A 23,280-nucleotide genomic window follows, 5' to 3' on the forward strand; every position below is an offset into this window, starting at 1 on the left:
CCAAAAGCTGCCGCGCGCCTCAGGGCGCCGTGCGTACTCCGCCAGAATCAGGCCGCGCGCAATGCCGGTTGCGCCGCCGCGGCGCGCAGGCTCTCCATCGCCGCGAGCACGCCGCCGGTCTGGTGCGGAACGTTTGCGAGCGCGAGGCCCATCTCCACGCCGGCGAGGGTACCCATCAGCGTAAGGTCGTTGAAGTCGCCGAGATGCCCGATGCGGAAGATCTTGCCGGACACCTTCGACAGCCCCTGGCCGAGCGACATGTTGAAGTTCTCGAGCACGACCTTGCGGAACGCATCGGCGCTATGGCCTTCCGGCATGACCACGGCGGTCAGCGCGGGGCTGTACTCCGCGGGGTTCTGGCACAGGATTTCCAGACCCCAGCCGCGCACGGCGGCGCGCGTGGCTTCCGCATGGCGCTTGTGGCGCGCGAACACGTTCGGCAGGCCTTCCTCGAACAGCATGTCGCACGCTTCGGAGAGGCCGTAGAGCAGGTTCGTCGCCGGCGTGTACGGCCAGAAGCCGTTCTTGTTCGCCTCGATGATCTCTTCCCACCCCCAGAACGCCTTCGGCAGCTTCGCGTTCGCGGAAGCGGCAATCGCCTTCTGGCTCACGGCATTGAACGAGATGCCCGGCGGCAGCATCAGCCCCTTCTGCGAGCCGGACACGGTCACGTCCACGCCCCACTCGTCATGGCGATAGTCGACCGAACCCAGCGAGGAAATCGTATCGACGAGCAGCAGGGCCGGGTGGTTGGCGGCATCGATCGCGCGGCGCACGGCCGCGATATCCGAGGTCACGCCCGTGGACGTTTCGTTATGGACCACGCAGACGGCCTTGATGGTGTGCTGGCGGTCTTCCGCCAGGCGGGCGCCAATCGCGGCTGCATCCACACCATGACGCCAGTCGCCACCGAGGAACTCGGAGACCAGACCGAGTTTGTCGGCCATGCGCTTCCACAGCGACGCGAAGTGGCCGGTCTCGAACATCAGCACATGATCGCCGGGCGACAGCGTGTTGACGAGCGCCGCCTCCCACGCGCCGGTGCCGGACGCGGGATAGATCACCACGGGCTGCGCGGTCTGGAACACCTTGCGGATGTCCGCGAGCACCTTCTTGCCCAGTTGCTGGAACTCGGGACCGCGGTGATCGATGGTCGGATAGTCCATCGCGCGGAGCACCCGGTCCGGCACATTGGTCGGCCCGGGGATCTGCAGGAAGTGCCGGCCGCTCGGATGGGAATTCAGTCGGATCATATCGCCTCGTGTCTCAATTTGAATTTTGTATTCAAAAAACAGGGGTGCACTACAGGACTGGCTTGCGGGATAATGTTGGCGGGCGGTCGCGCCGCCCATCCCGTAAAAAGTCCTTATAAATCAGTATTTATCAGTCTTTCTGGTCGCCTTTTTCGCCGCATCCGGCGTGCCCGGCGACCCCGGCATGCAGTTCGTGCTTGCCTCAGAGTAGGTTTTGAATACAATACTGTCAAGCCGCGATATCACCGATGAGTCTCAATCCGACCCCTTCCTCCCAAGCCGTGGACCGCCAGATCCTGCATGTGGCGGTGGCCCAGCGCCTGCGCGCGATGATCCTGGAAGGCGAACTCGCGCCCGGGGCACGGCTCAACGAGCGGGTGCTCTGCGAACAGCTGCAGGTGTCGCGCACGCCGTTGCGCGAGGCATTCAAGGTGCTGGCCGGCGATGGCCTCGTGACGCTGCTGCCGAACCGCGGCGCCGAGGTGGTCCAGCTCTCGCAGGAAACCATCGACCATCTGTTCGAGATGATGGGCGCGCTGGAGGGCCTGTCTGGCGAACTCGCCTGCGAACGCATTACCGACGCCGAACTGAACGAGATTCGCGCGTTGCACTTCGAGATGCTCGCCTGCCATGCGCGGCGCGATCTGCCCAACTACTACGCGTTGAACCGCCGCATCCACGATGCCATCAATGCGGCGGCGCGCAATCCGATCCTCGAGGAGACCTATCGACGCATCAACCTGCGTATCCAGGCACTGCGCTTTCGCTCGAACTTCGATCAGGAAAAATGGGACATGGCCGTGCTCGAGCACGGCGCGATGCTCGACTGCCTGGCGAAGCGCGACGGCGCGGGCCTGCGTGACATCCTGCGCGCGCACCTGAAACACAAGCGCGACGCGCTGATCGCCGAACTAGAACGCGTACAGGGCGCCGCCGCCTGATCCCGCGGCGTGGCCCGAGTGCGTGCAGCAACCGGAGACCCCACGTCCATGGCTTTGCCGACCACTCCCACGCCACCCGGCGTGCAACCGCTTCACTTCATGCCGCGCGGTGGCGCGGCACCGATGCAGCAATCGCCGCTCTACCGGCGGCTGGCTGCGGAATTGCGTGGCGACGTCCTGTTCGACGCCGCGAGCCGCGGCCGGTATGCGACCGATGCGTCCATCTATCAGGTCATGCCGATCGGCGTGGTGGTGCCGCGCGACGAAGCCGACGCGCGCCTCGCGCTCGATATCGCGCGCGACCTGCACGCGCCGCTGCTGCCGCGCGGCGGCGGTACGAGCCAGTGCGGACAGACCGTGGGCGAGGCACTGGTCATCGACAACAGCAAATGGCTGAACCAGGTCATCGACTTCGATCCCGTCGCGCGTACGGTCACCGTGCAGCCCGGCATCGTGCTCGATCACCTGAACGCATGGCTCAAGCCGCATGGCCTGTGGTTCCCGGTGGATGTCTCCACCGCGGCGCAATGCACGATCGGCGGCATGACCGGCAACAACTCGTGCGGATCGCGCTCGATCCAGTACGGCAACATGGTGCACAACGTGCTCGGCATCGACGCCATCCTCGCGAACGGCGAGGAAGTGCGCTTCGACGGCAGCTGGCCCGCGGAGGGTGCCGCGCATCGTGCGATTGCCGATGGCGTGCGGCGCATCGCCGAGCGCGAACGCGATGCCATCGCCGAGATGTATCCGCACGTGCTGCGCCGCGTCGGCGGCTACAACCTCGATATCTTCTCGCCGCGGAGCGAGCGGCCCTACACCGCCGATGGCAGTGTCAACCTCGCCCATCTGCTCGTCGGCTCGGAAGGCACGCTTGCGTACTTCAAGCGCATCACGCTGCAACTGTCGCCGCTGCCGACGCACAAGACGCTCGGCGTGGTGAACTTCCCGACGTTCTATCAGGCCATGGACCTGACGCGGCATATCGTGGCCTTGCGGCCCGCTGCTGTCGAGCTCGTCGATCGCACGATGATCGATCTGTCGCGCCGGAACCCGGCGTTCCGTCCCGTGATCGAGCGCGCGCTCGTGGGCGAGCCCGAGGCAATCCTGCTCGTCGAGTTCGCCGGGGACGACCGCGATAGCACCGTGCGCGATCTCGCGCGGCTCGTCGAGCTGATGGCGGACCTCGGCCTGCCGGGATCCGTCGTCGAAATGCCCGAAGCGGGACCGCAGAAGGCGTTGTGGGAAGTGCGCAAGGCCGGCCTCAACATCATGATGAGCATGAAGGGCGACGGCAAACCCGTCTCCTTCATCGAGGACTGCGCGGTACCGCTCGAACATCTGGCCGAATACACCGCGCGGCTGACCGAGGTCTTCCACAAGCACGGCACGCGCGGCACCTGGTATGCCCATGCAAGCGTCGGCACGCTGCATGTCCGGCCCATTTTGGACATGCGCCGCGATGGCGCGGCCAAGATGCGCGCCATCGCCGAAGAGGCGGCCGCCATGGTGCGCGAGTACAAGGGCGCCTACTCGGGCGAGCACGGCGACGGCATCTGCCGCGGCGAGTGGGTGGCGTGGCAGTTCGGTCCCTCGCTGAACCGCGCGTTCGAGGAAGTCAAGGCGCTGTTCGATCCCGACAACCGCTGCAACCCCGGCAAGATCGTGCGCACGCCGCGCATGGACGATGCCACGCTGTTCCGCTTTCCGCCGGGCTATACGGTCAAGCCGCTCGTGCCCGCGCTCGACTGGTCGGCGTGGAACGTCACGCGCGATCCGGTCACCGAAGCGGAAAGCGCGCCGGGCACCGGGCTCGATCCCGCGCGCGGTCTCGCCGCCGCGGTCGAGATGTGCAACAACAACGGCCATTGCCGCAAGTTCGATGCGGGAACGATGTGCCCGAGCTATCGCGTCACGCGCGACGAGCAGCATCTGACGCGTGGGCGTGCCAACACGCTGCGCCTGGCGCTGTCGGGACAGCTCGGGCCGGAAGGCATCCTCGATCCGGCCGTGAAGGAGACGCTCGATCTCTGCGTCTCGTGCAAGGGCTGCAAACGCGATTGCCCGACCGGTGTCGATATGGCGAAGGTCAAGATCGAGGTGCGCGCCGCGCACGCGCGCGCGGGACATCTGCGCCTGCGCGACAAGCTCGTTGCATTCCTGCCGCGCTACGCGGGCGCGGCCAGTCGCATGCCGTGGCTGTTCAATCTGCGCGACCGCATTCCGGGCCTTCCGCAACTCGGCGAGCGGCTGTTCGGCATTTCCGCGCGGCGCTCGCTGCCGCGCTGGCAGCCGGCATTCCTCGATGCCCGGTACCGTTCCACGCCCGAGACCCATGACGACGCACGGAAGGAAGTCGTGCTGTTCGTCGATACGTTCAACAATCATATGGAGCCCGAGAACGCACGCGCGGCGCAGCGCGTGCTCGAGCGTGCGGGCTATACCGTGCATCTGTCCGGCGTGCCGGGCGAGCGTCCGCTGTGCTGCGGCCGCACGTTCCTCGCCGCGGGGCTCGTCGATGAGGCAAAGGCCGAGGCCAGGCGTTCGCTCGATGCGCTGCTGCCGTTCGTCGCGCGTGGCGTGGCGATCGTCGGGCTCGAGCCGTCGTGCCTGCTCAGCATGCGCGACGAGTTCCTGCAATATGGCTATGGCGATGCCGCGCGGTCGCTGGCCGACAATGCGTTTCTGTTCGAGGAATTCCTCGTGCGCGAACACGCGGCGGGACGCTTCGCGCCGACCCTGAATGCCATCGGCAAGTCGCGGGCGATGCTGCATGGCCACTGCCACCAGAAGGCGTTCGACGCGGTGCGCCCGGTCGAGCAAGTGCTCGGATGGATTCCGGGCCTCAAGGCGGAGCTGATCGAGTCGTCGTGCTGCGGCATGGCGGGCAGCTTTGGCTATGAGGCCGAGCATCACGACGTGTCGATGCGCATGGCCGAGTTGTCGTTGCTGCCCGCGGTGCGCAAGGCCGGCGACGATGCGGTGATCGTCGCCGACGGTACCAGTTGCCGCCATCAGATCCACGACGGCGCGCAGCGTGAAGCGCTACACGTTGCGCGCGTGCTCGAGATGGCGATGCAGCCTTAGCGCTGCGCCGCCTGCGGCACCAGCTCCACGCGCTCGACGCTTTCCTTCTCCACGGCCTTGCGCGAATACACGAGCGGGAAGTACTGCCCTTTGGCCCACACTGGCGCGAGATCGCGGTAGTGTGGGTTGGCGGGATTGCCCGACTGCCCCGGTGTGTTGACCACGCGCGATGCATCCCAGTTGCCGACGTCGAGCACCATGCGATATGACGCGCCCGCGGTCAGCTGGAAGTCGCTGTTGCGATACGTCGTGGCCATCGGCGTGAAGGCGGAGCCGCCGATCGGTCCCGCGTTCACGTCATATTGCCTGCGCGCATCCGCATCGAGGATCGGGCTCAACGGATGGTTGAACACGGCCGTATGCAGCTTGCCCCATTGCCATGCGCGCATATCGGGCCCGAGCTTCTGCTCGACCTCGACGATCGCCCCGCGCAGCGAGGCAAGCATGACCTCGTTGCGCTTCGTCGTGTCCATCCAGGGGCCCGGCTGCTCGAGTACCGCGATCACGCGTGCCGCATCGCCCGCGCCAACGAGCCTGGCGCCCTCCGGCGACAGCGCCGCGCGCACCACGGCCGGACGCAAATGCTTGCTGAACCAGACCTCGAACAACGCGGCGGGCGCGCTGTCCGCGCGTTCGTTGCCATCCCACCCGCGCAGCAGATCCAGTGCACTGCGCAGTTTCGGATCGGTACTGTCGATGCCCTTGAGCAGCGCGACCACGCGTTGCGCGGGCAGCGACACCGTATCGGTCTGCCATGCCATCGAATCCGCCAGCGAGCTGCGCGGATTGGCGCCGACCACGGCCTTGAGCCGGCGTGCGCGCGAACTGTCGCTCCACTCGTAGCCGACCCCCTTCTGCGCGGCGGGATGATCGGACGGAATATTGTTCTCGTTCGCCGTGACCACGTATCCGGCCGGTGGGTTATAGGTCCACGGCAACTCGTCCATGTTGCGGTAGCCCGCCCACTCGTAGCGCCCGTCGCCCGGTACCGGCGTCAGGCCATCCCAGTTGGGGCGGATGACCGTCAGCCCGCCCGGCAGCCAGCCGATATTGCCGCCACGATCCGCGAAGACCTGGTTCTCGCCGGGCGCGCCCCAGCGATTCATCGCCGCGCGGAACTGATCCCAGTTCTGGGCGCGCATGTAGTCCATCGAGCCGAAGTACGGCGCCATGCCGACGTCGAGCCATGCCGCGCGCAACGCGTACGCGCGATGGCCCGTCGCGTCGGCGTACAGCAGCGGCCCGTGCCGCGTGTAGTCGATGGTGACGGTGCGCGGGGTGGCCTCGCCCTTGACCGCGATCTGCTCGGTCACGGTCTTCATCGGTTCCCATCGCCCCTGATACCGGTACTCGCTCGGCTGTGCCGGGTTGGTCTCGTAGACGTAGAGATCCTCCTGATCCATGTAGAAGCGCGTAAGCCCGAATGCGATGGTGCCGTTGTGGCCGATCGAGATGCCGGGCAGGAACGGCTCGCCGGCGCCGATCACCGACAGGCCCGGCGCGTTCAGATGGCTGATATAGCGCAGGCTCGGGGCGCCATGCGCGCGGTGGGGATCGTTGGCGAGAATCGGGCGGCCCGTGGTCGTTCGCGCGCCGGCAATCACCCAGTTGTTGGAGCCGAGACTGCGCGCGAGATCGCTGGCCGCATCCTGCAGCACGTAGAGTTCGTCGAGCGGTACATCGGTCTTGCGGTCTGCCCGGGCAGGGCCCCACCAGTCCTTGGGAAAGCGCGGCGCGGCGGTGGCGAGTTCATAGGCACGCTTGAGTTCGGCGGCCGGAATCGCGCAGGGATCGAGGCCTTCCGGCAGCTTCGGTTCCACGGGGGGATCGAGCTCGCGGCGAAGCCAGTCTGCACGCACGGCGTCGGGCTTTACCTCGCAATAGATCTGCGCGCGATCCACCTCGCCCGTGAAGTTCAGCGTCAGGCCGTGGTGGCGAATGCGTACGATGTCCTCCGCGCGCCAGTACGACGGCTTGTAGTTCAGGACCTTGAACTCGGGCGGCAGCAGTTCCGGATGCGCTTCGGTCTGCGACACGAATGCGTTCACGCCGGCCACGAACGCCTCGGCCACGCGCTTGGCGTCGGAGCCATAAGCGAGCCATTCGCGGTACATGTCGCCACGAAACAGCACGGCGCGCGCCATGCGGTCGCCATCGACGTAGTTGGGACCGAAGTCCTTCGCCATTTCGCCAAGTCCGCGCTTGCGCCAAAGATCGATCTGGAACAGCCGGTCGCGCGCGGCCATGAAACCCTGCGCGTAGAACGCGTCGTACAGCGTGCCGGCATAGATATGGGGCACGCCCCAGCGATCGACGAGGATGCTGGCCGGCTTCTCCAGACCCGGTGCGACATAACGGTCTGGCGGAGCGGCCGATGCAAGATGCGTGGTGCCTGCAAGCGCGAGGCAGGCGAGGGTATGCGAGAACGTCCGGGAAAGCTTGCGGGAAGGCGTGATGCGCTGGCGATGCATGGGTCTCCTCTTTTTGTTGTGGGCCCAACGTGTTGTGGGCTCAACAATCGAGGATAGTCAACACCGCGCCTCATGACGAGGACATCACGTCAAACGCGCGTTTGCTTTCTGGGACCGCCCGATCAATACACGTCGCGCCGATAACGCCCGTCTTCGGTCATCTGTTGCAGTGCCTCGTCGCCGGCGATCGACACCAGTGCCGCATGCACGCCGCCCGCCATGCCCTGCAGGCTGCCGCACACATAGATTGCCGCCCCCTCCGCAATCCACTCGCGCAGCGCCATCGCATGCGCGGCCACCGCATCCTGCACGTAACGGAGCGGCCCGCCATCGCGCGAGTACACACGGTCCACGCGTTCCAGCACGCCGCTCGCATGCCATCGTCCGATGTCCGCGTCGTGGAAGGCATCGTGCGCGGCCGAGCGTTCGCCGAACAGCAGCCAGTTGCGACGATGGCCCGCCGCTTCGCGCGCCTTGATCTGGGCACGCAGGCCCGCGAGGCCCGTGCCATTGCCGATCAGGATCAGCGGGCGGCCGTCGGCCGGTGGATGGAAGGCGCGATTGACGCGCACTCGCAGCGCAATCGCGGTACCGACCGCCGCATGTTCGGTCAGCCAGCCCGACGCGAGGCCAAGGCGTCCATCGTCGTAACGCGTCTGGCGAACGAGCAGTTCGAGGCGTCCGTCCGCAGGCAGCGAGGCAATCGAATACTCGCGATGCGGCAGGGCCGGCAGCGCGTCGACGAGGCGCTGCGGCGACAGCCCCACGAGCGTGTCGAGGTGCGCCTCGGGCAATGGCAGGCGCGTGGCCAGCGCCGCGGCCAGCGTCGTGGGGCGGCTGTCGCAGCGTACCGGCGTGGTGCCGTCGAGCGCGAGGCGCGCGAGCAGCGCGGCCACGACGCCGGGCGGATGACAGGGTCCGACTTCGGCGATGTCCCCCGCCGACCAGTCGAGGGCTTCGGCCTCTTCAGGTACGAGCGCCAGATGGCAGGCCGGCGCCCCCGCGCTACCGGGGTTGAGCACGCGGCGTTCGACGAGTTGCCAGCGCCCGTAGCGCGGCCGCTCCCAGTCGGCGATCTCGGCCCCGCCGGACATTGCCGACAGATGGTTCTGCCAGTGCCGGAGCGCACCGGGGTCGCCGTTGTCGACCTCGACCATATCGAACAGCGGCTGCGCGTGATGACGCTGCAGCCATGACGACAACGTATGCCCGAATGCGCAGAAGCGCGCGTAACTGCTGTCGCCCAGCGCGAGGATGCCGTACCGCAGCTGACGCAGGCTATCCGGGGCCACGCCAGCCATCATGCGGCGCGTGAAACCGGACGCGCTGTCGGGCGCATCGCCCTCCCCCGTCGTGCTGACGAGGAACAGCGCCTGCCCGCAGGCCGCAAGCTGCCTGCCGTCGAGATCGGCGAACGACGTCACGCGCACGGGCATGCCCGCACCCTGCAGCGCGCGGGCGGTCTGCTCCGCGAGTTGCTCGGCAAACCCGGTCTGGCTCGCGAACGCGATCAACGTGGGACGGTCGGTATCCGCGCCGGTGCCAGCGCTGCCGAATGCCGCGCGTGCCGCGCGGCGCCGGCGGTGGCGCGCGAGCATACCCACGCAGAACGCGAGGTAGGCCACGACCACGCCGGCCGCGATCGCCGTGCGGTCATGCGCGGTCAACGCCAGGACCGTACCGGCGGCACAAACGGCGATAGGCGCGATCGGTGTCAGGAATTTCATGGCAACATCGTCATTGCATCATCGCGGCGAAGGCCGGGGAGACATGTTCGTCGAAACCGCGCGGCGTCCGTACGAGAAAGCGTGCCGCGAGCGCGTGACGCGTGGCCGTCTGCAGCCCCGCATCGGGACCGAGCACGGTCAGCGCCGTGGACCACGCGTCGGCCATCATCGCTTCCTCGTGCAACACGGTCACGGAGGCCAGTGCGTGCGTGGCCGGGTAACCGGTGCGCGGGTCGATCGTATGCGCGTAGCGGCGACCCGCCTGCTCGAAATAGCGGCGATAGTCGCCCGACGTCGCGACCGACAGCCCGCATAGCGCCACCAGCGTCCGTGCGTCCTGCTCCTGGCCTTCCCCTCGGCCGTCTGCATGGGGCGATTCGAGCTCGACCCACCATGGCATGCCGTCGGCCTTGACGCCATGCCCACTCAGTTCGCCGCCGATCTCGACCAGATGGCTCGTCACGCCGGCGCCGTTCAGATACCGCGACACGGCGTCGACCGCAAACCCCTTGGCAATCGCGCAGAAGTCGAGCGATATGCCGCCCGGCTGCCACACCGCGCGTCGCTCGATGTCGACTGCCATGCGCTGCCAGCCGCAATGCGCCCGCGTGCGCGCAATCGCGTCGGCCGCTGGCGCGGTATCGCGCCGGCCCGCGGGACCGAAGCCCCACAGATCGACCAGGGCGCCCGCGCTCGGGTCGTACGCGCCGCCGCTTTCGCGCGCGGTGCGCAGCGCGGCGGTCAGGACCGTGAGCGCGTCCTCGGGCAGAACCACCCACTCGCCAGGCGCCGCGCGGTTGTAGCGGCTGATATCGGAGTCGGCGGACCAGTTGCTCATCTGCGCGATGACGCCATCGAGCACCGCGCGGATGCCCGTACCGAGCGACGACGGATCGCACGCGGCAGGCAGCTCTGCCGCCACCGACCAGGTCGTGCCCATCGTGTCGCCCGCCCATTGCCACGCGCGCGCGCGCGCCACCGGCGTGGGGGGCGCGCTCAGCGCGAGCGGGATCAATACGCGATGCGTCATGGCGGACGGCTCGACTTACTGCGGCAATACCTCGACGGTCACCGCATACGTCGCACGTCGCGCCTTGATCGCGCGATTCGACGTCTTGTCGTCGCGTACCTCGGCTTCCATCCAGTACATGCCGGGCGCGGGCCACTTGACGCTGAACTTGCCGTCCGCGTCGGTGGTCACGTCCATGTCGTTGAGCTTGTCCCGATAGCGGATGCCACCGGGCACGACTTCCACCTTGAGGTTGCTCGCGGGCTTGCCATCGAGCAGCAGGCGGAAGTTCGCGGCTTCGCCGGCGACGAGGTCGTTCGGATGCGTGATGGGCTGCAGTTCCAGACCCTTGCCCGTGGCCGCGAACGCCTTCGTGCTGGGCTTGCCCGCGGTGACGAACGTCTCCACGCGGGCAAGCGTCTCGGTGGTCTGCAGCGCCTCGGCGTTCGGCGGCACCGCGCTGGCAAGCGCCTCGGCGGTGCCGCGGAAACGCTTGGTCTCGCCGTTGACCTTCCAGTTCGCGAACACGCCGGTGTTCACCACGGCTACGCGGTACGTGCCCGGTTGCGCCAGATGCAGGTCGAACGTGCTGCGGAACTTGCCGGTGGACGCGTTCTCGGGCTTGAGCGCGGCGCCATCGGGACCGGTCACGACGAGGCTGTCCAGCCGCATCGGGAAATGATCGAATACGAACAGGTCGTTCGACACGGCGGCATCGACGGTGACCCACGGATCGTTGCCCGCGAGCACGGTGGAGGACGGCAGCAGCCATTGACGGTGGGCGTGCGCGGCGAGCGGCGCAAGGGCGGCAAGCGCGAGGAGCGTGGCGCGCAGCGCGAGGCGTTGCAGAGGACGGGCAGGTTTCTTCATGGTCGTCTCCGGTTCGATATCAGGGCTTGAGGTCGATGCTGACGGCACCCAGTTCATGGTCGCCCTGGGCACGGGCGTTCTGCGCCGACTGCGGCGGCCACGTGAACGGCACGCGTACGAGTTCGCGTCCGCCCACTTCGCGCGCGGCTTCCACCACGAGCTGGTAGCTGCCCGCCGGCAGCTTGCCCAGCGGCGCCTTGCCGTCCGAGAACGTCAGCGTCTGCTCGCCGGGCGCGCGCGTGGCGCCGGAAATCCCGTCGGCCGGCATCTGCATGTCGCGGCCGGCCTTGCGCCACCACTGGCGCATGTCCTTGAGCCACTTGGTGCCGTGGTCCTCCTTGCTCTTGGCGTCGTACCAGACCGCCAGCGTGGAAACCGGGCTCTGGTCGGCGCGCTCGATCCAGATGGAGACGTAGGGCCGGTGGTACTCGGCAACGGTGAGACGCGGAATCTCGACCTTGACGTTCATTTCCGCGGCCATGGCGTTCACGGCGGGCATCGCGGCCATGCCGGTCAGGGTAACGGTGAGCAGTCGGCGCATATCAGGACAGCCTTTCCTAGCCATAAAGGTAGAGGTGGAGATGATGGGATCGATCAATGGATAAACAGGATGGCCAGCAACAGCGGCAGGACCACGCCGAAGCCGACGAGCGGCCACGTGGCGGCCCGTCCGCCCGCGTGAAGCTTGAGCAGGAACAGCCCGGTAATGCTGAACACGAGGCACGCAATGGCGAACGCGTCGATGAACCAGCTCCAGGCGTTGCCCGTGTTGCGGCCCTTGTGCAGGTCGTTGAGATAGGAAATCCAGCCGCGCGTCGTGACTTCGTACTGGACCTCCCCGTCGTCGAGCGAGACGCTGGCCCAGGCATCGCCACCGGGCCGCGGCAAGGCAACATAGAGCTCGTCGGCCGACCATTCGGCCTCGCGTGCGGAGGCATCGACGTCGAGCGTGCGCGCCAGCCACTCGGCCAGCACCGGCGGGACGGCCGATTTCGCGTCGCCCTTGCGGCGCGCACCGTCGGCAGGGGCAGGCACCGCGCGCCGCAGCGCCTGCAGCACGTCGGCGGGCAGGGTTTCCTGCCGTGTCACGACTTTCGGCCGGCCTTCGATCTGGCCGGCATGGTTGAGCGTGAAACCGGTCACGGCGAACAGCAGCATCCCGATCAGGCAGATCGCGGAACTGATCCAGTGCCACTGGTGCAGATGCTTGAGCCAGAACGCGCGGCGCTGCTGGCCGGAAGCTGGCTGGGTGTCGATCATGGAAACGGGGACTCGCAACTGCGGTGACAGCGGCGTCACAAGGAAAACGCAGGCTGGAGGATGATAATGGTTCTCAATTAGGAGAGCAACGCACCCTCTGCCGGGTGGTGTTACGGATCATTACGGCCGCCATGGCGCCGTTGGGGGTGGCGACTACAATGCTTTGACATCAGGCCTTCACGCCGCAGGGAGCTATGTTCGGAGACATGTTTCGCTTCGCCGAAGGCCCGGACGGATGGCCACGGATCTACGTCCAGACCGACAGCCTGCCCGTGGCGATCGTCATCGTCGCGGGCCTGTTGCTGAGCATCGCCCTGGCGAGCGTGCTTTGCTATGCGGTCACGCGCATCCTCCTGCTGTGGGTCGTGCGGCGGCTTGCACGCGGCGAACATCGCAAATGGCTGCGCGCGGCGGAGCGCCACAAGGTGTTCGACCGGCTTGCGCCGATCGTGCCCGCCTGGATCGTCTATCTGTCGGCGCCGCTGCTCACGGGCGTCTCGTTTCCGATCATCTCGATGCTGGGGCGCCCGGTCGGCGTGATTGCCGCGTGCTTCATGGTCTATGCGGCACTGCGCGCGGGCTTTGCGTTTCTCGCCAGTATCGAGGATCGCTACAGCCACTTTCCGCATGCCAGCGAGCGGCCGATCAAGAGCTTCCTGCAGGTCGCGACCATTGTGCTGTATCTGATGGCGCTGATCGCCATCGTCTCGCTGCTGCTCGACCGATCGCCGACTTACTTCCTGACGGGCGTGAGCGCGATGACCGCGCTGCTGATCATCGTGTTTCGCGACTCGCTGCTCGGCTTTGTCGCGAGCATCCAGCTGGCGGCCTACGACATGCTGCGCATCGGCGACTGGATCGAGGTGCCCGGCTATGTCGCCGACGGCGTCGTCACCGATATCTCGCTCAACACGATCAAGGTGCAGAACTTCGACAATACGATCGTCACGCTGCCGAGCTATGTGCTGCTCAGCAACGGCGTCAAGAACTGGCGGGGGATGATGGACTCGGGTGCGCGCCGCGTGCGGCATGCGATTCCGTTCGATGCGGATAGCGTGCGCCTGTGCGACGACGCATTGCTCGGCGCGTTGCGCGCGAGCCCGGCGCTACGGTTGCCGCCCGCGCTGGACACGGCGGCGGTGCGCGATTCGCTCACCAATCTCGGCATGCTGCGCGCGTACATGATGGCCTACTTCCGCGAGCATCCAGCTATTCGCGCCGACATGCCGCTGGTGATCCGCCACGTGCAGTCGACGAGCCAGGGGCTGCCGCTCGAGGTCTTCCTGTTCGTCAACGTGACGGACTGGCAAACGTACGAACAGGTCCAGTCGGACCTGTTCGACCACGTCTATGGCGTACTCCCCTTGTTCGGCCTCCGCGTCTGGCAAAAACGCTAGGAGACCGCCTGAAGCTATTTTGCCGGGGAAGGTGTTGCCGCCGGCGGCGCGGGAATGGGCGCCACGCCGTCCGCCTTGATATACGTCACCGACGTCACGTAGTTCACGGCGGTATAACGCTCGGCCCCGTTGGCCCCGGTGCGCTCGCCCGGCGTCTGGTCGTTGTGATGGACCTCGGCCACATACGTGCCCTTCCACGGCATCTCGAACTTCACCGCGCCGTGCTCGTCCGTATTGGCTTCCTTCGCCCAGCCCGATTGCGTGACGAGCGCCACCTTGGTCTTCGGCAGCGGCTTGCCCTGGAAGAACAGCTTGAACGCACCGGTTTCGCCCGTGGGTACGAGGTCGAGCGGCAGCTTCGGCTGTTGTGCCGCGAAGTCGGTGACCCAGCGCGCGGCCGGGTAGTACCAGTTGGCCATGTCCTTGTCCGCGCGCTTGAACGCGTAGAGCGGATAGCTCGCGTCCTGCGCCACCACGGACTCGCCGGCGGTGGCGCTGAACGGCAGCACGAAACCGTTGGCGGTCTTCACACCCGCCGCGGTCTTTTCGCCTTTCGGCGAGAGCAGCGTCGCGCTCGGCGCCACGAACTTGTCGAGCAGGCCCGGCGAGGCCTCGCGCAGGTTGTCGCCGAACTCGCCGAAGCGAATCACCGCGCGCTGGTCGGCGGGTTCGATCCAGATCTGGTGCGCGTGCGCGGCGGAGGACAGGGCCATCAGTGCGAACGCGATGGCGGTCGTCTTGGTCATCAGCATTTCCTTATATCGGGGCAAACGAACAAACATCAGAAGTCGATCTGCGCGGACAACAGCAAGGTGCGAGGCGCCGCTACTGTCGCATAGGTGCCGCTCACGAGCCAGTAGTCCGAGTTGAACAGGTTCTCGACATTGGCGCGGAACACGACGGACTTGCCCATGACCTTGGTGCGATACCGCGCGCCGACGTCGTAGCGCGTCCACGACGGCATGCGCAGCGTATTGGCCGCGTTGAAGTACACGCCCGAGGTATTGATGATGCGGCCCGACAGGCTCAGCCCCGGCACCCACGGCATATCCCAGTCGACGCCGAAGTTGAAGGTGTGGTCGGGCACGCCGTTCGCGTCCTTGCCGTCGTTGACGCCCCCGGCGGTGCGCGAAAGCTTGGCGTCGTAGAACGTGGCGCTCGCCATCAGGCGCAGGCCCTGCACGACCTCGCCATACGCCGACAGTTCGATCCCGCGATTCTTCTGCTCGCCATCGAAGCTGTAGAGATTCGTGGCGGGATCGGTCACCGCGCTTGGGCGCTTGATCTGGAACGCGGCCAGGCTCGTCGTGATGCGGCCCCAGTCCACCTTGACGCCGGTTTCCATCTGGCGCGACTTGTACGGCGGGAACACCTGGCCCGCGTTGGCGGCCGTGGTCGGCGCCACACCGCCGCGCGTCAGGCCGGACGTGTAGTTACCGTACAGCGAGACGTACTGCAGCGGCTTGATCACGAAGCCGGCGAGCGGCGAGATCGCGCTGGCGTCGTAGCTCGAGGTCTGCGCGCCCGTCGTCGTGGAATAGTTCTCGAGCGAAACCTTCTGGTGGCGCAGGCCACCGGTCAGCTGGATGCGATCGTCGAGGAACGACAGCGTGTCGGTCACGGCCACGCTGGTCAGCACGGTATCCGACGCTTTCTGCGCATCGGTACGCGCGCCGATCACGGCCGGCAGCGGCGTCGGATTGTAGATGTTCGAGGCGACCGCGGACGATGGCGGGTTCGCGATATACGCATTGCCGAGTTCCTGGTCCAGCCGCGTGAAGCCCACGTTCAGCGTATGGCCCACGCCAAAGGTGGAGAACATCGCGCGCGCGCCGACTTCGGCCGTGCTCGTCTTGCTGTACGAATCGTAGTACGAGTTATTGACGCGGAAATTGCCGAGCGCGTCCACGGGACCCGACGGGAACGTCTGGTACGCGGTGCCTCCGCGATAGCCCCCTGCCGCGTAGACCATCAGGTTCGGCGAGATGTCGTACTCCAGGCGCGACATCACGGCCGAGTCATGCAGCCAGAGCTGCGTGCCCGGGAAGAAATTGCGGTGGCCCGAGGGTGCATCGGGAATCGACGTCACGCCCGCGGCAAAACCGACCTGCGGACGGAAGTTCTCGACGCCTTCGTGCTGCGTGTAGGCATCGAGCGACCAGCGCAGCTTGCGGCCGCGATAGTCGAGGCCGAGCGCGCCGAGGCCCAGCTCCTGGCGGCCGGCGTCAAGATTGCTCTGGCCGTTCCTGTACACGCCATTGACGCGTACGCCCCATTCCTTTTCCTCGCCGAACCGGCGGCCGACATCGGCCTGCACGCCGAGAATCGACTTGCTCTCGTAGGTCGTGGTCAGGCGCGTCAGCGGCTCGTCGCCGGCGCGCTTGGTGGTGATATTGATCGCCCCGCCGACGCTGCCGTTCGGGCCGATGCCGTTCATCAGAGTGCCCGGTCCCTTGAGCACTTCCACGCGTTCCATGATCGCGGCCGGCATGCGGCTCGACGACACCAGCCCGTACAGGCCGTTGATGCCCACGTCGCCGCTCGCCACGGTATAGCCGCGGATCTGGAAGTCCTCCCCAAAACCGCCCGTCGACGTCAGCGTGCGCACCGACGATTCGTTGATGACCACGTCGGCCAGCGTGCGGGCCTGCGTGTTCTCGATGGTCTCGGCCGTGTAGTTCATGGTGCTGAACGGCGTGTCCATGACATCGAGCGAACCGAGAATGCCCAGGCTGCCGCCGCGCGCCACCTGGCCGCCCGCATACTCGGGCTGCAGGCGCGTATCGGCCGATGCGGTCACGGTGACCGGCGGCAGCGTCCCATCGGCGCCGCTGCCGGTGTTGCCAGCAGGGCTGACGACCTGATAGCTGCCGTTCGATTGCTCGACCACGGTCAGGCCCGATCCCGCCAGCAGCGTGTCGAGACCGCCGCGCGCGGAGTAGCTGCCGTTCAGGCCTGCGCTCTGCCTGCCTGCGGCAATCTCGGGCTTGAACGACAGCATGATGCCGGCATCGCGGCCAAAGCGGCTCAGCGTGTCTTCGAGCGTGCCCGCGGGAATCGCATAGGCGCGCGTGGCGGCGGCCTGCGCGTGGGCGGCAAACGGCATGACGGCGGCCGGCGCGACCACTGCACCGCCGAATACGATACGGCCCACCATGGACGTCAGCAATTTACGGCGAATGACACGATGAGACTGACGCTCGCGCGTCCGGACGTGACCCATGAGTGAAACCTTTCGATGGAAGAGAGTTGAAGTACCTGTCTTCCCTGACCCGCGAGCTTCGAAAAGAGATCAGCTTTTCTCGAAATTTTTTCCGGCGGGCGGTACGAGGCGAATCTCGTCGTCGCCCCAGAACCGGCTGACGACCTGCTGGCGCACGTTGAGGGTGGTCCCGAGCGTGTCGAGCACCTTGCTCACGTCGTCGAGCGGGAACGAGCCCGAGACGAGCACGTCCCGCAGCGCGGGATCGCACGAGAGCGGAGCGCGGCTGTAGCGGCCCAGCTCCGCGATGAAATCGTCGAGGCGCATGCTGCGGGCGACGATAAAGCCGTCCGCCCATGCCATGCCGGCCTTGCTGGCCGCGTCGGGCACCGTAATCGTCTGCGCGGTATAGCTGGCGCTGTAACCCGACTGCAGTACGAGTTTGCGCGCGGGATTGTCGCGCGGGCGGATCTCCACGGCCCCCTCGTAGACGGCCACGCCGGTGTCGTGCGCGTGATGGCGCATCACGTACTGCGTGCCAAGCGCGCGGGCCGTGCCGAAGGCGGTCTCGACGAGAAACGGCCGCGGCACCGCTTCGCGGTCCGGCGCGGTCGTGATCAGGATCTCGCCCGAGATCAGCCGCACGCGGCGCTCCGTGGCGCTGAAGAGAATATCCACCGCGCTCGAGGTGTTCAGCATCAGCGAGGTCCCATCGGAAAGTATCAGCTTGCGACGCTCGCCGACGCCGGTGCGATAGTCCGCGGCCCACTGGCGCCAGCCCCGCTGCTCGCGGGCGCTCCATGTGGCACCACCGGCGATGGCCAGGATCGCCAGTGCCTTGATGGCATGGCGGCGGCCCGGCGACGCCTTCGGCATCAGCGCCGCGCGCGCGAGGCCCGCGGTGGCGGGGGTGGCCAGCGGCTGAAGCCGGCCCTGCACGGACTCGATGCGGCGCCACGCGCGCTCGTGGTCGGGATCGGCGGCCCGCCAGCGCTGCCACGCTTCCACGACCTCGGACGATACGGCGGCATCCTGCAACGCCACGAGCCACTCGAGCGCCTGCTCGGCAACGGCCGGCGGGATGGAGGCGGCATCGGCGGTCGCCTGATACCAGGACGACTGCGCGGGGTAAGAGTATGGCTTCATCGGAACGGCTTCATCGGCGTTTCATCCGACGAACGACAGATCGGCGAAGTAGCAGCGCTGCAGCGCCTTGACGATGTAACGCTTGACGGTGGGCACGGAGATGCCGAGCGTCTCCGCAACCTGCGCATGGGTCTGGCCATCGAGCTGCGACAGCAGGAACGCCTGGCGCACGATGGGCAGCAATCCGTCGAGCAGCCGGTCCAGTTCGACCAGCGTCTCCAGCAGCATCGCGCGCGTTTCCGGCGACAGGCCCACGTCCTGCGGGGCATGCGCCAGCGCCTCGAGGTAGGCCTGTTCGAGCTTCTCCCGGCGCCAGTGATTCGACATCAGGTTCCTGGCCACCGTCGTCAGGTAGGCGCGCGGCTCCTCGAGCTGAGCCGGCACGCGGTCGCTGTTGAGCAGCCGCACGAAGGTGTCCTGTGCCAGGTCCGCCGCATGTTCGGCGCTGCCGAGACGGCGTTGCAGCCAGCCCCTGAGCCACGAATGGTGGTCCACATACAGGGTGGCAACGTCGGGCGGGGCGACGGGGGACGGAAGGACGGAACCCGAAGTACTCATGGGGCGTAATGATAATCATTGTTACTGGTAAACATCCAGCATGTCGGCAAATCGATACAACCGATGTCGAGGGATTACAACGAATTCGGCATTTCCTGACTTTGACGCGGCCTCCGGGGCACGCTCAGGGTAATCACTGACTTTGCATACGAATGCAAGAACACTAATCTGCATACGTATGCACCACCCCTTACAGAGACACTCCCAGGAGACACCATGATTCGTTACCTCAAACGTGGACGTGACGTTCAGGCGCGTGCCGACGACGACACCGCAGTCCGCAATACCGTCGAAGGCATCATTCGCGACATCGAGACGCGCGGCGACGCCGCCGTGCGCGAATACAGCAAGAAGTTCGACAACTGGGAGCCCGAGGACTTCCGCCTGTCGCAGGCCTCGATCGAAAAGGCGATAAAGAGCCTGTCCGCGCGCGAGCTGGAAGACATCCGCTTTGCCCAGACCCAGGTGCGCAACTTCGCGCAGATCCAGCGCGACTCGATGCTGGACGTGGAAGTCGAGACGCGCCCCGGCGTGTTCCTCGGCCACCGCCACGTGCCGATGAACGCGGTCGGCTGCTATATCCCCGGTGGCAAGTACCCGCTGCTGGCTTCCGCGCACATGAGCGTGCTGACGGCCAAGGTCGCGGGCGTCAAGCGCGTGGTCGCCACGGCGCCGCCGTTCCACGGCGAGCCGCACCCGGCCATCGTCGCCGCCATGCATATGGCCGGCGCGGACGAGATCCTCGTGCTCGGCGGCGTGCAGGCCGTGGTCGCCATGGCCGTCGGCACCAACAGCATCGCGCCGGTCGACATGCTGGTCGGCCCGGGCAACATGTTCGTGGCGGAAGCCAAGCGCCAGCTGTTCGGGCGCGTCGGCATCGACCTGTTCGCGGGGCCGACCGAAACGCTGGTCATCGCCGACGACTCGGTGGACGGCGAGATGTGCGCGGTCGATCTGCTCGGTCAGGCCGAGCATGGACCGACTTCGCCCGCCGTGCTGCTGACGGACAGCGAAGCGCTGGCCCACGCGACCATGGCCGAAATCGAGCGCCAGCTCAAGATCCTCCCGACCGCCGAGATCGCCGCCAGGTCGTGGGCCGAGTTCGGCGAGGTCATCGTCTGCGACACCCGCGAAGAGATGCTGCAGAAGGCCGACGAACTCGCCTCCGAGCACGTGCAGGTCATGACGCGCGACCCGGACTGGTTCCTGAACAACATGACCAACTACGGCGCGCTGTTCCTCGGTCCGCGCACGAACGTCGCGTTCGGCGACAAGTGCATCGGCACCAACCACACGCTGCCCACGAACAAGGCCGCCCGTTACACCGGTGGCCTGTGGGTCGGCAAGTTCCTGAAGACCTGCACGTTCCAGCGCGTGACCACGGACGCGGCCAGCGCCGAAATCGGCGAGTACTGCTCGCGCCTGTGCCATATGGAAAACTTCGCCGGCCATGGCGAACAGGCCAACCTGCGCGTGCGCCGCTACGGCAACCGCCCGGACGTGCCCTGGTACGAGCCGGTGCCGGAGCTGCAGGGATGACAGCCGCGACGCCACTGCCCTCCGCATTGCCTTCGTTCGGCGGGTTTCGGCTCGACGGCAAGCGCGCGCTCGTCACGGGCGGGGGCCGCGGCCTCGGCCTGGCGGCGGGTGTGGCACTGGCGCAGGCCGGTGCCGCCGTCACGCTCGCGGCACGGTCCGGCGCGGAGCTCGAAGCGGCCTGCACGGCCATTCGCGAGCAGGGCGGCAGCGCCGATGCGCTCGTGCTGGACGTGACCGATGCCGCCGCGGTCCGGCGCGCGGTCGAGAGCCGGCCGCCGTACCAGATTCTCGTCAACAACGCGGGCATGAACCGGCCCAAGCTGCTGACCGAGACGCCCGACGAAGACATCGACGCGGTGTTCGCGCTGAACGTGAAAGCGACCTTCTACGTCGCGCGCGAGGTCGCCCGGAGCCTCCAGGCCGCCGGCCTGCCGGGCTCCATCATCAATGTGTCGTCGCAGATGGGGCATGTGGGCAGCCCGCGCCGGACGCTGTATTGCGCCAGCAAGCATGCGGTCGAAGGCATGAGCAAGGCGCTGGCCTGGGAACTCGGGCCCGCGGGCATTCGCGTCAACACGCTGTGCCCGACCTTTATCGAGACTGCGTTCACCGCGCCGATGTTCGAGGATCCGGCATTCCGCCGTTTTGTCGTCGACAAGATCGCGCTGGGCCGCGTCGGTACGATCGACGAGGTCATGGGCCCCGTGGTGTTCCTCGCGAGCGATGCGTCGAGCCTGATGACGGGCAGCGCGCTGATGCTCGACGGCGGGTGGACGGCGGCATGAAGGCAAAGGTCACCGCGCACGACGTGGCCCGGCTGGCGGAGGTGTCGCAATCCGCCGTCAGCCGCGCGTTCACGCCGGGCGCGAGCGTGGCCCCCGACACGCGCGAGCGGATCCATACCGCGGCGCGTCAGCTCGGCTATCGTCCCAATGCCATCGCGCGCAGCCTCATCACACGCCGCAGCCGGATCATCGGCCTCGTCATGAGCTACCTGGAGAACCAGTTCTATCCGGTGGTCATCGAGCGCCTGTGCCAGGCGCTGCAGCAGGACGGCTATCACGTGCTGCTGTTCATCAGCGAGACCGAGGACGCCGACAACGTCCTCAAGGACATCCTGCAGTACCAGGTCGATGGCATCGTGATGGCATCGACGACGCTGTCGTCGGCGCTCGCCAACGACTGCATCCATGCCGGCATTCCGGTCGTGCTGTTCAACCGCGTGGCGCAGATCGGCACGCTGGGCGGCTACTCGACGAGTTCGGTCACGTCGCAGAACCGGGACGGCGGACGCCTCGTCGGCGAGTTGCTCGCCGGCAACGGCCATCGCCGCATCGCGTGGCTGGCCGGCGCCGAGAATGCCTCGACGAGCCGCGAACGCGAGGCCGGACTCTGCGACGCCCTCTCCGCGGCCGGCCTGCAACTGCATGCGCGCGGCGTGGGCCATTACGACTTTGCCGAAGCGCGGCGCGCCGTGCTCGCGATGTTTCGCGACCCCGCCAGCCGCCCCGACGCGCTGTTCTGCGCCAACGACCATATGGCCATCGCGGCGCTGGAAACCCTGCGGACCGAACTCGGCATGCGAGTCCCCCACGACGTATCGGTCGTCGGCTTCGACAACGTACCGCAGGCGGCGTGGCCGTCGTTCGACCTGACCACCGTGCAGCAGAACGTCGAGCAGATGGTCGATGCCACGCGCACGCTGCTGTTCCAGCAGATCGGCGGCGAGGTGATGGCGCGCAGCGTCGCCGTGCCATGCGTGCTGGTCGAGCGCGGCACCGTGCGCGCGAGCGGCGTGGCACGCCGGCCCATCCAAAACGAGACACACGAGACACCCGAGACAACATGATCGACAAGCAAGACCTTCAAACACTTTGCGGCGGGCGCCCCGTGGCGATCGTCGGCGCGGGACTGGTCGGCGCGGGCTGGGCCATCGTCTTCGCGCGTGCCGGGCTGAACGTGAAGATGTTCGACGCCAATGCCGAAATCACGCGCAAAGCCGTGCCGCTCATCGAGACGCAACTCGAAGGCCTGCGCCGCCATGGGCTGATCGACGAGGATCCTGCCGTCGTGCTGGCACGCATTACGCCGGTCGCCACGCTGGCCGAGGCCGTCGACGGCGTCGCCTACGTACAGGAGTCCGTGCTCGAGCGCGTCGACGTCAAGCGCCAGCTGATGGAGGAACTCGATGCGCTGCTCGCGCCCGACGCCATCGTCGGCAGCTCCACATCCGGTATTCCGGGCTCGGCCTTTGCGCTGGGCCTTGCCATCTCGCCCCGCGTGCTGATCGTGCATCCGGTGAATCCGCCCTACCTCGTTCCCGTCGTGGAGCTCGTGCCTTCGCCGGAAGCCTCCGCGCGCACCGCCACGTTCGCCGATGCGCTGATGCGCGCGGTCGGACAGACCGTGGTGCACGTGCGCAAGGAAGTGGAAGGGTTCGTGCTGAACCGCCTGCAGGCCGTGTTGCTGCGCGAGGCCTGGGCACTGGTGCAGGACGGCGTGGCCAGCTGCGAGGACGTCGACAAGACGATTCGCGACGGCCTCGGCTGGCGCTGGTCGTTCATGGGGCCGTTCGAGACGATCGATCTGAACGCACCCGGCGGCGTGGCGGATTACGCCGTGCGGCTGGGGGCGCTTTACCAGCGCATCGCGCGCGCGGGCAGCCATGAAGCGCCCTGGGATGCCGAGCTGATCGGCCACGTGGAATCGCAACGCCGCGAGCATCTGTCGCAGGCGGATCTGGAATCGCGCCGCGCATGGCGTGACGAACGACTGATGGAGTTCGCGGCGGCCCGGCGCGCGCAGGCGCCTGGACACTAA

General features: G+C 67.1%; 18 protein-coding genes. 7 read left to right on the top strand and 11 right to left on the bottom strand.

Annotated elements, in window-relative coordinates; translation table 11 throughout:
* Positions 1-47: 47 nt before the first annotated feature.
* Positions 48-1,253, bottom strand: coding sequence for a pyridoxal-phosphate-dependent aminotransferase family protein (locus FOB72_RS26495; protein ID WP_150375829.1), 1,206 nt, complete (start codon positions 1,251-1,253; stop codon positions 48-50).
* A 248-nt stretch (positions 1,254-1,501) separates the two neighbouring features.
* Here FOB72_RS26495 and FOB72_RS26500 point away from each other — a divergent pair, with 248 nt between their 5' ends.
* Positions 1,502-2,194, top strand: coding sequence for a GntR family transcriptional regulator (locus tag FOB72_RS26500; RefSeq protein ID WP_150375831.1), 693 nt, complete (start codon positions 1,502-1,504; stop codon positions 2,192-2,194).
* 48 nt (positions 2,195-2,242) lie between these two features.
* Entirely contained in the window at positions 2,243-5,281 is a 3,039-nt protein-coding gene (locus tag FOB72_RS26505; protein ID WP_150375833.1) for an FAD-binding and (Fe-S)-binding domain-containing protein, read from the top strand.
* Here the strand turns inward: FOB72_RS26505 and FOB72_RS26510 are convergent.
* From FOB72_RS26510 to FOB72_RS26535, 6 genes are all read right to left on the bottom strand, one after another.
* A complete protein-coding gene (locus FOB72_RS26510; RefSeq protein ID WP_150375835.1) occupies positions 5,278-7,752 on the bottom strand; it encodes a penicillin acylase family protein in 2,475 nt (824 codons plus the stop codon). The genes FOB72_RS26505 and FOB72_RS26510 overlap by 4 nt on opposite strands.
* Before the next feature lie 122 nt (positions 7,753-7,874).
* Complete coding sequence (locus FOB72_RS26515; protein ID WP_150375837.1) at positions 7,875-9,479, bottom strand: sulfite reductase subunit alpha; 1,605 nt, start codon at positions 9,477-9,479, stop codon at positions 7,875-7,877.
* 10 nt (positions 9,480-9,489) lie between these two features.
* Complete coding sequence (locus tag FOB72_RS26520; RefSeq protein WP_150375839.1) at positions 9,490-10,509, bottom strand: FAD:protein FMN transferase; 1,020 nt, start codon at positions 10,507-10,509, stop codon at positions 9,490-9,492.
* 15 nt (positions 10,510-10,524) lie between these two features.
* Positions 10,525-11,358 (bottom strand): DUF4198 domain-containing protein, encoded by an 834-nt coding sequence (locus FOB72_RS26525; RefSeq protein ID WP_150375841.1) that lies wholly within the window; start codon positions 11,356-11,358, stop codon positions 10,525-10,527.
* 19 nt (positions 11,359-11,377) lie between these two features.
* Positions 11,378-11,899: a DUF2271 domain-containing protein gene (locus tag FOB72_RS26530; protein ID WP_150375843.1), complete on the bottom strand. Its 522-nt coding sequence runs from the start codon at positions 11,897-11,899 to the stop codon at positions 11,378-11,380.
* A gap of 53 nt (positions 11,900-11,952) precedes the next feature.
* Positions 11,953-12,618 (bottom strand): PepSY-associated TM helix domain-containing protein, encoded by a 666-nt coding sequence (locus tag FOB72_RS26535; RefSeq protein WP_150375845.1) that lies wholly within the window; start codon positions 12,616-12,618, stop codon positions 11,953-11,955.
* A gap of 206 nt (positions 12,619-12,824) precedes the next feature.
* On the opposite strand from FOB72_RS26535, the gene FOB72_RS26540 reads away from it, so the two are divergent.
* Positions 12,825-14,015 (top strand): mechanosensitive ion channel domain-containing protein, encoded by a 1,191-nt coding sequence (locus FOB72_RS26540; protein WP_223851579.1) that lies wholly within the window; start codon positions 12,825-12,827, stop codon positions 14,013-14,015.
* Positions 14,016-14,029: 14 nt separating this feature from the next.
* Here the strand turns inward: FOB72_RS26540 and FOB72_RS26545 are convergent, their stop codons facing one another.
* The 4 genes from FOB72_RS26545 to FOB72_RS26560 form a co-directional block, all read right to left on the bottom strand.
* A complete protein-coding gene (locus FOB72_RS26545) occupies positions 14,030-14,761 on the bottom strand; it encodes a DUF4198 domain-containing protein (RefSeq protein ID WP_150375849.1) in 732 nt (243 codons plus the stop codon).
* 35 nt (positions 14,762-14,796) lie between these two features.
* Positions 14,797-17,172, bottom strand: coding sequence for a TonB-dependent receptor (locus tag FOB72_RS26550; protein WP_223851580.1), 2,376 nt, complete (start codon positions 17,170-17,172; stop codon positions 14,797-14,799).
* A 135-nt stretch (positions 17,173-17,307) separates the two neighbouring features.
* A complete protein-coding gene (locus tag FOB72_RS26555) occupies positions 17,308-18,363 on the bottom strand; it encodes a FecR domain-containing protein (RefSeq protein ID WP_150375853.1) in 1,056 nt (351 codons plus the stop codon).
* A gap of 21 nt (positions 18,364-18,384) precedes the next feature.
* Positions 18,385-18,921: a sigma-70 family RNA polymerase sigma factor gene (locus FOB72_RS26560; RefSeq protein ID WP_150375855.1), complete on the bottom strand. Its 537-nt coding sequence runs from the start codon at positions 18,919-18,921 to the stop codon at positions 18,385-18,387.
* A 216-nt stretch (positions 18,922-19,137) separates the two neighbouring features.
* Here FOB72_RS26560 and hisD point away from each other — a divergent pair, with 216 nt between their 5' ends.
* Genes hisD through FOB72_RS26580 form a run of 4 tightly spaced genes read left to right on the top strand, consistent with a single transcriptional unit; the run spans position 19,138 to position 23,280 of the window.
* On the top strand, positions 19,138-20,460 hold the full coding sequence (gene hisD / locus FOB72_RS26565) for a histidinol dehydrogenase (RefSeq protein ID WP_150375857.1): 1,323 nt from the start codon (positions 19,138-19,140) through the stop codon (positions 20,458-20,460).
* Complete coding sequence (locus FOB72_RS26570; protein ID WP_150375859.1) at positions 20,457-21,245, top strand: SDR family NAD(P)-dependent oxidoreductase; 789 nt, start codon at positions 20,457-20,459, stop codon at positions 21,243-21,245. Before hisD ends, FOB72_RS26570 begins: the two co-directional genes overlap by 4 nt.
* Positions 21,242-22,309 carry a LacI family DNA-binding transcriptional regulator gene (locus FOB72_RS26575; RefSeq protein WP_150375861.1) on the top strand — a complete coding sequence of 356 codons (1,068 nt, stop codon included), beginning with the start codon at positions 21,242-21,244 and terminating at the stop codon, positions 22,307-22,309. The genes FOB72_RS26570 and FOB72_RS26575 overlap by 4 nt, the downstream gene beginning before the upstream one ends.
* Entirely contained in the window at positions 22,306-23,280 is a 975-nt protein-coding gene (locus FOB72_RS26580; RefSeq protein ID WP_150375863.1) for a 3-hydroxyacyl-CoA dehydrogenase, read from the top strand. The genes FOB72_RS26575 and FOB72_RS26580 overlap by 4 nt, the downstream gene beginning before the upstream one ends.

Origin of the sequence: Cupriavidus pauculus, from assembly GCF_008693385.1 — a bacterium.
Taxonomy (GTDB): Bacteria; Pseudomonadota; Gammaproteobacteria; order Burkholderiales; family Burkholderiaceae; genus Cupriavidus; species Cupriavidus pauculus_D.

Coding starts and splice junctions, on each gene's coding strand:
- FOB72_RS26530 (WP_150375843.1), bottom strand. CDS start 11,899: ATGCGCCGACTGCTCACCGTTACCCTGACCGGCATGGCCGCGATGCCC.
- FOB72_RS26575 (WP_150375861.1), top strand. CDS start 21,242: ATGAAGGCAAAGGTCACCGCGCACGACGTGGCCCGGCTGGCGGAGGTG.
- FOB72_RS26550 (WP_223851580.1), bottom strand. CDS start 17,172: ATGGTGGGCCGTATCGTATTCGGCGGTGCAGTGGTCGCGCCGGCCGCC.
- FOB72_RS26510 (WP_150375835.1), bottom strand. CDS start 7,752: ATGCATCGCCAGCGCATCACGCCTTCCCGCAAGCTTTCCCGGACGTTC.
- FOB72_RS26555 (WP_150375853.1), bottom strand. CDS start 18,363: ATGAAGCCATACTCTTACCCCGCGCAGTCGTCCTGGTATCAGGCGACC.
- FOB72_RS26520 (WP_150375839.1), bottom strand. CDS start 10,509: ATGACGCATCGCGTATTGATCCCGCTCGCGCTGAGCGCGCCCCCCACG.
- FOB72_RS26525 (WP_150375841.1), bottom strand. CDS start 11,358: ATGAAGAAACCTGCCCGTCCTCTGCAACGCCTCGCGCTGCGCGCCACG.
- FOB72_RS26545 (WP_150375849.1), bottom strand. CDS start 14,761: ATGACCAAGACGACCGCCATCGCGTTCGCACTGATGGCCCTGTCCTCC.
- FOB72_RS26500 (WP_150375831.1), top strand. CDS start 1,502: ATGAGTCTCAATCCGACCCCTTCCTCCCAAGCCGTGGACCGCCAGATC.
- FOB72_RS26505 (WP_150375833.1), top strand. CDS start 2,243: ATGGCTTTGCCGACCACTCCCACGCCACCCGGCGTGCAACCGCTTCAC.
- FOB72_RS26560 (WP_150375855.1), bottom strand. CDS start 18,921: ATGAGTACTTCGGGTTCCGTCCTTCCGTCCCCCGTCGCCCCGCCCGAC.
- FOB72_RS26495 (WP_150375829.1), bottom strand. CDS start 1,253: ATGATCCGACTGAATTCCCATCCGAGCGGCCGGCACTTCCTGCAGATC.
- FOB72_RS26515 (WP_150375837.1), bottom strand. CDS start 9,479: ATGAAATTCCTGACACCGATCGCGCCTATCGCCGTTTGTGCCGCCGGT.
- FOB72_RS26540 (WP_223851579.1), top strand. CDS start 12,825: ATGTTTCGCTTCGCCGAAGGCCCGGACGGATGGCCACGGATCTACGTC.
- FOB72_RS26580 (WP_150375863.1), top strand. CDS start 22,306: ATGATCGACAAGCAAGACCTTCAAACACTTTGCGGCGGGCGCCCCGTG.
- hisD (WP_150375857.1), top strand. CDS start 19,138: ATGATTCGTTACCTCAAACGTGGACGTGACGTTCAGGCGCGTGCCGAC.
- FOB72_RS26535 (WP_150375845.1), bottom strand. CDS start 12,618: ATGATCGACACCCAGCCAGCTTCCGGCCAGCAGCGCCGCGCGTTCTGG.
- FOB72_RS26570 (WP_150375859.1), top strand. CDS start 20,457: ATGACAGCCGCGACGCCACTGCCCTCCGCATTGCCTTCGTTCGGCGGG.